The sequence below is a fragment of the Streptomyces sp. NH27 genome, from assembly GCF_056859195.1.
Map to the genome: position 1 here is coordinate 1 of NZ_JACEGK010000305.1, position 9,547 is coordinate 9,547.

At 73.3% G+C, this 9,547-nt stretch carries 10 protein-coding genes; 4 read left to right on the plus strand and 6 right to left on the minus strand.

Translation table 11 applies throughout. The annotated features are described in order from the left end of the window. The 3 genes from AC13HU_RS23205 to AC13HU_RS23215 all read left to right on the plus strand — a co-directional run. Window positions 1–805 (plus strand): hypothetical protein (locus AC13HU_RS23205; protein ID WP_483043867.1); only part of this gene is annotated, 805 nt, incomplete at its 5' end. 97 nt (window positions 806–902) lie between these two features. Further along, on the plus strand, window positions 903–1,409 hold the full coding sequence (locus AC13HU_RS23210; RefSeq protein ID WP_483043868.1) for a hypothetical protein: 507 nt from the start codon (window positions 903–905) through the stop codon (window positions 1,407–1,409). Between the two features lie 107 nt (window positions 1,410–1,516). Then, window positions 1,517–2,920, plus strand: coding sequence for a COG1470 family protein (locus AC13HU_RS23215; protein ID WP_483043869.1), 1,404 nt, complete (start codon window positions 1,517–1,519; stop codon window positions 2,918–2,920). A gap of 158 nt (window positions 2,921–3,078) precedes the next feature. Here the strand turns inward: AC13HU_RS23215 and AC13HU_RS23220 are convergent, their stop codons facing one another. The 3 genes from AC13HU_RS23220 to AC13HU_RS23230 all read right to left on the minus strand — a co-directional run bounded on the left by AC13HU_RS23220 (window position 3,079) and on the right by AC13HU_RS23230 (window position 6,802). Then, on the minus strand, window positions 3,079–5,343 hold the full coding sequence (locus AC13HU_RS23220; protein WP_483043870.1) for an ATP-binding protein: 2,265 nt from the start codon (window positions 5,341–5,343) through the stop codon (window positions 3,079–3,081). After that, window positions 5,340–5,999, minus strand: coding sequence for a Pvc16 family protein (locus AC13HU_RS23225; RefSeq protein ID WP_483043871.1), 660 nt, complete (start codon window positions 5,997–5,999; stop codon window positions 5,340–5,342). Before AC13HU_RS23225 ends, AC13HU_RS23220 begins: the two co-directional genes overlap by 4 nt. Window positions 6,000–6,142: 143 nt before the next feature. Next, window positions 6,143–6,802, minus strand: coding sequence for a helix-turn-helix transcriptional regulator (locus AC13HU_RS23230; protein ID WP_483043872.1), 660 nt, complete (start codon window positions 6,800–6,802; stop codon window positions 6,143–6,145). Between the two features lie 646 nt (window positions 6,803–7,448). Here AC13HU_RS23230 and AC13HU_RS23235 point away from each other — a divergent pair. Further along, window positions 7,449–8,099: an AAA family ATPase gene (locus AC13HU_RS23235; RefSeq protein ID WP_483043873.1), complete on the plus strand. Its 651-nt coding sequence runs from the start codon at window positions 7,449–7,451 to the stop codon at window positions 8,097–8,099. Between the two features lie 329 nt (window positions 8,100–8,428). Here AC13HU_RS23235 and AC13HU_RS23240 read toward each other — a convergent pair whose 3' ends face one another. The 3 genes from AC13HU_RS23240 to AC13HU_RS23250 all read right to left on the minus strand — a co-directional run. Then, complete coding sequence (locus AC13HU_RS23240; protein ID WP_483043874.1) at window positions 8,429–8,890, minus strand: YybH family protein; 462 nt, start codon at window positions 8,888–8,890, stop codon at window positions 8,429–8,431. 50 nt (window positions 8,891–8,940) lie between these two features. Then, window positions 8,941–9,306 carry a DoxX family protein gene (locus AC13HU_RS23245; RefSeq protein WP_483043876.1) on the minus strand — a complete coding sequence of 122 codons (366 nt, stop codon included), beginning with the start codon at window positions 9,304–9,306 and terminating at the stop codon, window positions 8,941–8,943. 40 nt (window positions 9,307–9,346) lie between these two features. Beyond that, window positions 9,347–9,547: hypothetical protein (locus AC13HU_RS23250; protein ID WP_483043875.1), on the minus strand; the 201-nt coding region annotated here is incomplete at its 5' end.

A 9,547-nucleotide genomic window follows, 5' to 3' on the forward strand; every position in this document is an offset into this window, starting at 1 on the left:
CGCCGGCTACCCGCCCTCCCAGGACCCGCCCGGCTTCGACTACATCCGCGATCTGCGGCTGACCAACTTCTGGATCCGCTTCCACCTGATCAACAACATCGCCGGCGGCATCGGGACCGCGGACAACCTCGTGCCCGCGTCGAAGCGGGACAACTCCACCTACGAGCGCACCGTCGAAGCCCTGCTGAAGTCCACGGTCTCCCAGGTGCGGGCGACCAACAGGACGCTCCAGCAAGGCCAGCAGCAGGACTTCGTCTACTTCGGGGTCGACATCCACTACGCCCACCAGCCGTCGCGGCGGCCGTCGGCCATGTCGCAGCGGCAGTACGACGCGGCCGGGGACTTCGTGGAGGGCCTGACGATCCACCACCGGGTCTATGACGGGGCGGCCAGGGTGTGGGACGTCCACCACGACGGCGTGTACTTCCCCTTCCAGGACCGTCAGCCGACCGATCCGGGCACGCATGTGCGGATCTCGCAGATGGACATGGCCGACCTGGTGCAGTCGAGCGGCAACTACCGTCGCTGGAACGCGCAGGACCTGGCCTTCCTCAACGACCTCGGCGGCGCGCGCCGGGCGGAGTTCGAGGACCTCATCGACCATTACGGTGCCACGGGCCCGGCCGAGTCCGTGTATCACGCCTTCCACCAGATCCCGTTCGCGCCCCCGCGTTGGGACCGCCGGCGGAACCAGATGGTGCAGCAGGCGACCACCTTCGCGAGCCGGATGGAAGGCGGCAGCGCGGACCGGGCGCTCCAAGCGCTCGCGCGGGCGATCGCCGGCGGCTCCATCACGATCCGCTGACCACCGTTCACGTACGGTCCCGGTAGCGTGTGAGGACACCCGAGTTCGCACCGAGTTCGACGGCACCCGCGGTCGACGACCCCCGAGGAGACGCGCCTTGTCCGATCTGTGGCACGTGACCGTGGGCCAGGTCGCCGAAGACTCGGTGCAGTTGCTGTGCCTCGCGGTGCATCCGGACGCCGGTTCGCCGTCCGCCACCAAGCCCTTCGTGCTGCGGCTGCTGGCGGACGCGGCTCCCGTCTGGCCGGGCGCGGAAGGGCTGGTGGGCGGAACCGACCTCTACGGCGGCGACCCGTACGGCACCGACGTGGAGTCGGCCCGCCGCGCCCGCCTGGTGCTGGCGGAGGTTGCCGTGAGCGACGAGCGGAACTTCCCGTTCGACGAGGCCGCCGCCCGGCGGCGGATCGAGGACGGGCTGCGCGAGCGCGGTCTGTCGCCCGACGACGAGGCCGGCTGGAACGCGGCGTTCGGCGCGGAGTGGGGCGGGTTGTGGCGCGATCCCGACCGGGTGCCGTCCTGGGTGCTCCATGTGCGGTTCACGGACCCGGCCGCGCTCGCGGGGCTGCGGCCCGGCCTGGAGTGGGACTCGGCCGCCTACGGCTGAGCGGCCCCGCGCCCGCCCCGCGGGGGGAACTCCCCCCGCCCGCACGGACACCAGCCCTGCCTTGCGGTCCGCTGACGGGCCCGGTCCCGGCACCGTAGCGGCAGGGTGTGAGCCTTTGGACCTCCCTCGAACCCCCGTCCGCCACGGTCGATCCGGGCAGCACCACGACCATACGGTTGCGGCTGCGCAACACCGGCGACGTCGTGGACGAGTACCGTTTCACGCCGGTCGGCGACCTCGCTCCGTACATCACGGTCGAGCCGCCGATGCTGCGGCTCTACCCGGGCACCGTCGACACCGTCCAGCTCACCGTCGCCCCGCCGCGCACCCCGGACGCCACGGCCGGGCCCAACCCGTTCGGCGTCCAGATCGTGCCCAGCGAGAATCCCGAGGCCACCACGGTCCCGGAGGGCAACATCACCATCACGCCCTTCACCGAGGTGCGGGCCGAGTTGGTGCCGCACACCGTCAAGGGCCGCTTCCGGGGCCGCTCCAAGCTCGCGGTGGACAACCTCGGCAACACGAAGCTGACCGCCTCGATCGTCGGCACCGACAACGGCGACCAGGTCTCCTACGAGATCCACCCCGCCAACGTCCAGATCGCCCCCGGCCGGGCCGCGTTCGTGAAGACCACGCTCAGGCCGCGCCGGATCACCTGGTTCGGGCGCAAGGAGAACCGCCCCTTCCGGCTGGCCGTCCAGCGCTCGGGCGCCAACCCGCTCGATGTCGACGGGACGTACGTGCAGCGCGGGGTGCTGCCCCGCTTCCTGGCCACCTTCCTCGGCCTGCTGATGGGGCTCGTCGTCGCCGCCGTCGCGCTGTGGTTCGCGTACAAGCCGCATGTGGCCAGCCTCGCCGGCCAGAAGGTGGAGCAGGCCGCCGCTTCCACGCTGCCCACCCCGGCGGCGCCGATCATCTCCCCGCCGCCGGCCACCTCCCCCGCGGCCACCACACCACCGCCGTCGCCCGACGGGTCGTCGGGCGGGTCCGGTGGCGGGTCCGGTGGCGGTGGCGGTGGCGAGAAGAAGAAGAAGGCGCCGCCGGCCACGGCGGCGACCGCGGTGCAGAAGCTCGCCGCGAGCGACCCCGGCGGCCGGCACATCTGCTACCGCGTCTACGTCAGCGACCAGGGCTGGAGCAAGCCCGCGTGCGACGGCGTCACGGCGGGTTCGACGGAGGACGACGGCGGCGCCATCGAGGAGATCAACATCGCGGAGGCCGGTGTGGGAGGCGGGCAGCTCAACGCGTACCGCGAGGACGGCGGGTGGCGGCCTCCGGGGTGGCAGAAGCAGCCCGACGGCATCGACATGTACTCGGGGGCCGCGGGCAAGGGCATTCGCCTGTCCGGCTTCGGTGTCGGTGCCAACCAGGGAGCGATCTGCCGGAACGCCTTTCTGCAGGGCAGCGGGTGGGGCGGCCTGGGCTGCGACGACCCCAGCAAGGTGAGCTGGATCTTCGGCGGGACCACGGACACGACGAAGGTGCTCCAGGCCATCAGGTTCACGGTCTGAGGCCGGAGTTGGCCGAGCGGGTGGCCGGCTGACCGGCCGGTGCGGCTCGCCGGGTGCGGTGCGATGCGGTGCCGGTCGGTCCGGTCCGGTCCGGTCCAGTGCGGGCCGGTCCGGGCCGGTGATCGGTGGAAGGCGGCCGGGGGGTTGCGGACCGGCCGTCACCAGTCGGCGTTGTCGTCCAGTACCAGCCGGCCCGCCTTGCGGTACTCGCGCTGCGCACCCGCCAGCAGGTCCGCGGTGCCGACCGGGGCGTCGCGGCCGGCGGCGGCGTACGCGGCGGTGACCACCGCACTGCGGATGGAACCGCCGGCCAGCTCGAACTCCTTTGCCACGGAGGCCGGTTCGATGTCCTGCGCGCACGGCACATGGGCCAGGCTGTGCTGCCACAGCGCCAGCCGTTGCGCGGCGTCGGGGAAGGGGAAGTCGACCACCATGTCCAGCCGCCGGGTGAACGCGTCGTCGACGTTGGCCCGTAGGTTGGTGGTGAGCAGCGCGATGCCGTCGAAGGACTCCAGCCGCTGCAACAGGTAGGCGCTCTCCATGTTGGCGTAGCGGTCGTGCGCGTCCTTCACCTCCGACCGCTTGCCGAACACCGAGTCGGCCTCGTCGAAGAGGAGCACGGCGTCGGTGCGGTCGGCCTCGGTGAAGACGCGCTCCAGGTTCTTCTCGGTCTCGCCGACGTACTTGTCCACGATCGAGGAGAGCTGCACGACGTAGAGGTCGAGGCCGAGTTCGGCGGCGACCACTTCGGCCGAGAGGGTCTTGCCGGTGCCGGACCCGCCCGCGAAGAGCGCCAGCACACCCCGGCCGCGGCCGCCGCCGGCGCTCAACCGCCAGTCGCCGAGCACCTGGTCGCGGTGGCGCGCGCGCATGGCCAGCTCGTGCAGTTGGGCCAGCGGGCCGTCCGGCAGCACGAGGTCGTCCCAGCCGACGTCGGGCCTGATCCGGCGGGCGTGGCGTTCGAGGCCCGACGCGGACTGCTGCCGTGCGGCGAGCCGCAGATGACCGGCGGACAGCGGGGCGCCGTCGAACTCGGCGAGCTCCCGGGCGACTTGGGCCACCCGGCGGATACGGTCGCCGCCGAGCCGGTACGGCGCGACGACCGGCGCCAGGTCGAAGTCGGCGGCCCCGGTCGCGATTTCGTTGGCGGCGTCGTTGGCGTCTTCGGCGGGCGCGCCGAGAGCCGCGGACCAGGTGTCGAGGTCGCCGGCCCGCTGCCGGGGGGCGTCGAGCACGAGCGGGTCGCGGTCGGACCACTGCGGGTCGTACGGCCGGGTGCCCGTCATGACCACCGTCACGTCGTCGACCGCGAGGGTGCGGACGAGGGCGGCGACGGCGGCGGGCTCGTCCGGCACGGGGGCCACCAGGATCGCGTGGCCGCGCAGCCTTGCCTCGCGCAGCAGTCGGGGGAGCGCGGCGGTGGCCGCGCCGCCGCGGTCGTGGTCGTGCCCGTGCTCGGCCGGGTCGTCGCCGCGGCCGTCGTCGCCCGGGGCGGGGGAGCGGCCCGCGGGGGTGAAGTGCAGGGCGGGCAGACCGGCCGCGCCGAGCGCGGCGGCGGCGCAGGCGATGCCGTCGCCCTCGCGCTGTTCGCGCAGGTAGACCGTCGCCGCTCCGGTCGCGAGGCGCTTGGCGAGCCGTTCCACCAACGGGTCGTCCGACGCGGCCGGTTGTGCGGCCGGTTGTGCGGCCGGCCGCGTGAGTGGCCGTGCGAGCGGCCTGACCTGGCCGGCGAGCGCGGGGTCCGGGGTGTCGTCGCCGACGAGGTGCGCGGCGACCCGGTCCGGGACCCGCAACGACCGGCTGAGGAAGGGGCGTTCGGCCTCCTCCACCGTGATCAGGCCGAGCGCGGCCAGCGGCGCCGACGGGTGGAAGCGGGCGCGGCCCTCGGCGCGGTGCGCGGGCACCCCGCACAGGTCGAGCGCGAGGCCGATGGTCGCCCGGCGGCGGCTGACGTCGTCGTTGAGGTAGCCGTAGAGCGGCTCGAAGGTGCGGTCGAGGTCGGGGGCGAGCGCGGTGAGCAGGATGCGGGCGTCCAGCTCGGACAGGCCGAGCCGGGCGGCGAGGCGGTGCAGCCGGTCGCCGTCGGGTCCGCCGTCGGGTCCGCCCGGCGCCGCGTCACCGTGTGCGCCGTCGAGGTCGGTGGCGGGCCCGAAGTCCGGTGCGCCGCCCGGCTTCCCGGTGCCGGGCTCCCCGGCGGGAAGGGCGGCGCCGCCCTCCGCCGCGGCCGGGCGCAGCAGATGCCGTACCGCTTCGTCGGTCAGGTACAGGCCGCGCAGCGGATCGGTGGCGGTCGGGTCCGAGGCGCTGCGGTGCTCGACGAGCAGGGCGACCCGGTCGCGCAGCCGGCCGAGCCTGGTGACCAGGGCGTCCGTGCCGGTGGCCGTGTCCGTAGCCGTGCCCGGGTCGGGTATCGCGGCGGTCACTCGGCGGCGCCCGGGGCCGGGTCCTGGCGGCCGGCGAGGTGGCGGGGCTGGTGGTAGCGCTCTGCCGAGCCCTCAAGGGTGCCGTCGGTGCCGCGCACCCGCACGCCCGCGCCTTCGGTGACCGGCGGCCCGGCGTCGTACTCGGGGTAGGCCGGGAAGGGCGCGGTGATCGTGACGTCCAGCGACGGCTTGAGCTCGCCGCCGAGTGCCGACCAGATCTCGGCGAACGACCGGGAGTCGGTCTGGGAGCCGGCGACGGTGAGCGGGACGGTCAGGCCGAGTGCGGCCAGCGCGCCGGTCAACTCCTCCGGCGGCAGCACCTCGTGGGGCAGCAGGGTGGTCAGCACCGCGGAGAGCAGGCGGTGTTCGTCCTGCGGCTGCTTGGTCCAGGCGGTGACCAGGTACGACAGCCGGTACCAGCGCGGCGGTTGGCGCCTGCGCAGCACGATGCCCCGGTCGTCGCGGACCGCGACCGCGCCCCGCTCGCGCCGGGCGACGTCCTCGCGGATGTCGTACAGATAGGCGTCGATGGTCGGCGCGTTGCGCCGGGCGGCCCAGTCGCGGGTCGGCGCCTCGAAGGCGATGTCGACACCGGTTCCGGCCAGGGCGCCGCCGGAGAGCAGCCCCCGGAGGACTTCGTCCACCTCGTGTATCACGGTCGCGCCCTTCGCTGTGCACGGTGGGTTTGGTACCCGTACTTCGTAGCCGTATGTCGTTGACTCGGTCCGGCTGTCCGGCTGTCCGGCGGCCGGGTGGCACGGGGCCGGGGGGCCGCCGGGCGCTTCGCCGCGTACGGCCGTCAGATGTAGCCCTCGCGCAGCGCGTAGGCCACGGCGTGCGCGCGGTTGCGCAGCCGCAGGCGGGTGGTGAGGCTGTGCATCACGTTCTTGACGGTCCGCTCCGAGTACGACAGCTTGCCCGCGATCTCGCCGGTCTCCATGCCCTCCGCGACCAGCCGCAGGACGTCGACCTCGCGCGGGGTCAGCCCCGACGCCGGGTCCCCGGGCAGGTGTTTGGCGTTGCGGTGCATGATGCCGACCTGGGTCATGAGCCGCCCGAGCAGGTCGGCGGGCAGGTCGCCGTCGCCCCGCGAGGCGGCGAGGACCGCCTGGAGGATGCGCTGCCCGGTGGCCTCATGCCGCCAGACTATGGCGCCGACCCCGCAGTCGATCACCTGGAGCAGTTCGGCCTCGCGGATCAGGTTCGCCACCAGCACCGCCCGTACGCCGTCGGCGCGGACGAGCTGGCGGAGCCGCGAGAGCGTGCCCTCGTCGAGCGCGACCGCGAGCAGGACCGCGACGGTCCCCGGCTGCCGGCTGTTCTCGTCGACCAGCCTGATTTCCGGCCGCTGGCTGAGCTGGCTGGTGACGCCCGCGAGGGAGATCGGGTCCGGGGCGTGGACCGTGACGGGGATTCTGGCGGTGGCACCCGACAGATCAGAGGGCGTGGAGAGCACCACGATCTCAGTCCTTTCGCCCGCACGGAGGAGGGAGTTGCGCATTCCTGTGGTCACTGTTTCCTGCGTCATCATGCTCCGCCATCTGAACCCATACCAACCCGTACCCACCTTCGGTCGCAGTGTGGACGTAATCGGTAGGAGAAGGTTGAAGCGTTTCAGAGTTCCGCACCACCGACGTATCCGGCCAGTCGCCCATCTCACAGGTTGGCCCGGTTTGTTGCCCGTTCGGGCCGGACGATGGTGCCCCTGCGGACCTGCCGGCTGCCGCTGTGGACCGGCCGGGCGCGACGGTGGCGTGGCCGCCATGCCCGGTTCGTGACGGTGTCGCTGCCCGAACGTTCCACAGGCAGCGCCCGGTTGACCGTTCAACAATGGCTGGATCTGATCGGCTGATCGAGGTTTCGGGCCACGATCGCGCGTATCTGGCGCCGCGTGAAACTGAGAACAGAATCACCGTGGTGAAGAGCGGGAAGGGGGTGCGCGACGTTTGTGCCGTTGCGCCGGAGCCGCCCCCCAGGGCGCGCGAGGCATGCGGCGGCAGGGGAAGGCGCGCCGCCGCCGCGCGTTCCGGGCGCCGGAATGCGCGGCGGTGGAACGCTGTTGAACCGTGGCGACGGAACGCCGCGGACCGAGGAGAGGACCCCGTATGACCCGGCCCACCGCGCCCGAACCCGCCGAACCCGGCCCCGATCCCGCCGCCGGACCCGCTGTTGAGCCCGCCGCCGAACCGGCGCTCCCGCCGTCCACGCCGGGCCGGGTGATCGTCCTCACCGGTCCGCCCGGCGCGGGGAAGAGCACCGTCACGCGCCTGCTGACGCAACGGCTCACGCCCAGCGTCCACTTGCACGGCGACGACTTCTGGGCGTTCATCGCGCGAGGCGTCGTCCTCCCGTATCTGCCGGCCGCCCAACGGCAGAACGAGGTCGTCGTCGGCGTCCTGGCCGAAGCCGCCTTCGGCTATGCCGACGGCGGCTACCAGGTGGTGTGCGACGGCGTCATCGGCCCCTGGTTCGTCGACGCGTTCCGCGCCGCGGCCCGGACCCGCGCCGCCGAACTCCACTACGCCGTACTGCGCCCCGACCAGGACACCACGCTGCAACGGGCCACCGGCCGCGGCGCCGACGCGCTGACCGACCCGGCGCCCGTCCGCGCGATGCACCGGCAGTTCACCGGCATCGAGGAGTTCGAGGCCCACGTCCTCGACAGCACCCGCCTCACCCCCGAGGCCACCGCAGACGCGGTGCTGCGCGGTGTCGACGACGGCACGTTCCTGCTGGGGCCGGCGCCCCGGCCCTGACCGGGCGTGATCGGGCGCGGCGGCGGCGTCGGGCCGGGTACGGGTCGGCGGCGTACGTCATGTGGCCCGCGGCGGCGCCGGCGCGATGGTCCTCGTCGGCGTACGACCGTGCCCGTACGGGCACTTCGCCGGTCCCCAGGGCGCGCGGCACCGTTGCGGGTTGCGGGTTGCGGGTTGCGGGCCGGTCGGGGTGAACACGTCGCGGGCCGCGGCGACGGCCGAGGGGCCGCCCGGCTGTGCCCGTCGAGCGGTTGCCCGTCGAGCGGTGCTGCTGACGGCGCGCCTGGCAGGACGTACGGGTATCCGCCAGGCGCGCGGCGGGGTGCCGCCTACCCCTGGTGGGCCCATTCCGCCGTGCGGGGCGCCGAGCCCGCCAGCGGAGTCGTGTCGAGGTACCGGACCTCGTAGCTGCGTTCCGCGAACTTCCAGCCGTCCGCGGTGCGCTGGTAACGGTCGTGGTAGATCGCGTAGTTCAGGTGGGAGCTGCCGTCGCGCATCCGTCCGAACTCCGAGATGTAGGAGCGGCCCGTCGCAGTGTCGCCGTCGATCCGGATCGTGCCGGGGTGCACGTTCTGGACGAAGTACTCCCAATTGGCCTGCAACCGGGCGATCCCGGCGCGGATCGCCTCCTGGCCGGTGAACTCGATGTGGGCGTCGGGAATGCGCAACACGCCGTCGTCGGTGAAGAGCGCCGCGAAGCGGTCATAGTCGCGCGTCATGGCCGCGTCGGTGAACTCACCGCGCAGCGCGTCGATTTCACAGCGGTCGACGATGGTCTGGATGTCGGTCATCGGATTGCTTCCTTGTCGGTCGGGGCCGCTCACGGCCACGGATATGCCGGTCACCAGCCGTAGCGGCCGAACCGGCCCCAGGCGACGAGCGCGGCGAGCAGGAGGACGACGGCGGCCACGGCCACGCCGGGCGGCTCCTTGCGGCGGAGGTGCGTGGCGCCGGCCAGCGCCATCATGATCGCCAGCCCGGTCGCGGCGGCCGGGGTCAGCTCGGGGGCGATGCCGCTGGCAGCCGGGGCGATCAGCCCGACCGCGCCGAGCAGCCCCATCGCGCCGATGAACCGTACGGTCGGCAGCGAGAAGTCCTCGGCCCACGGAAACCAGCCGAGCAGCCGGTCCCTCGGCTGGGTGGCCTTGACCAGCCCGGACAGGGCGAACGAGGCGGCGAGTGTCGCCTGTAGCACCCACAGGAACACGTTCAACAGGTCTCCCCGGTGTGGTTCGGTGTGCTTCCGACTACTCCGACGACGCAGCGCCGAGGGTTGTGAGGTGTGGGGCGGACCTCACAGTCCGGGGTGCCACGACGTCGTCCCAGTGCGGGCAGCCGGGGGAGCCGGGGGAGCCGGCGCGATCGAGGAGGTCGGCGGGACCATGAGCACCGAGGTCGAGCCGGGCGGCGGCGTTCGCCCACCCGATCGCCCCGATCGCCCCGATCGC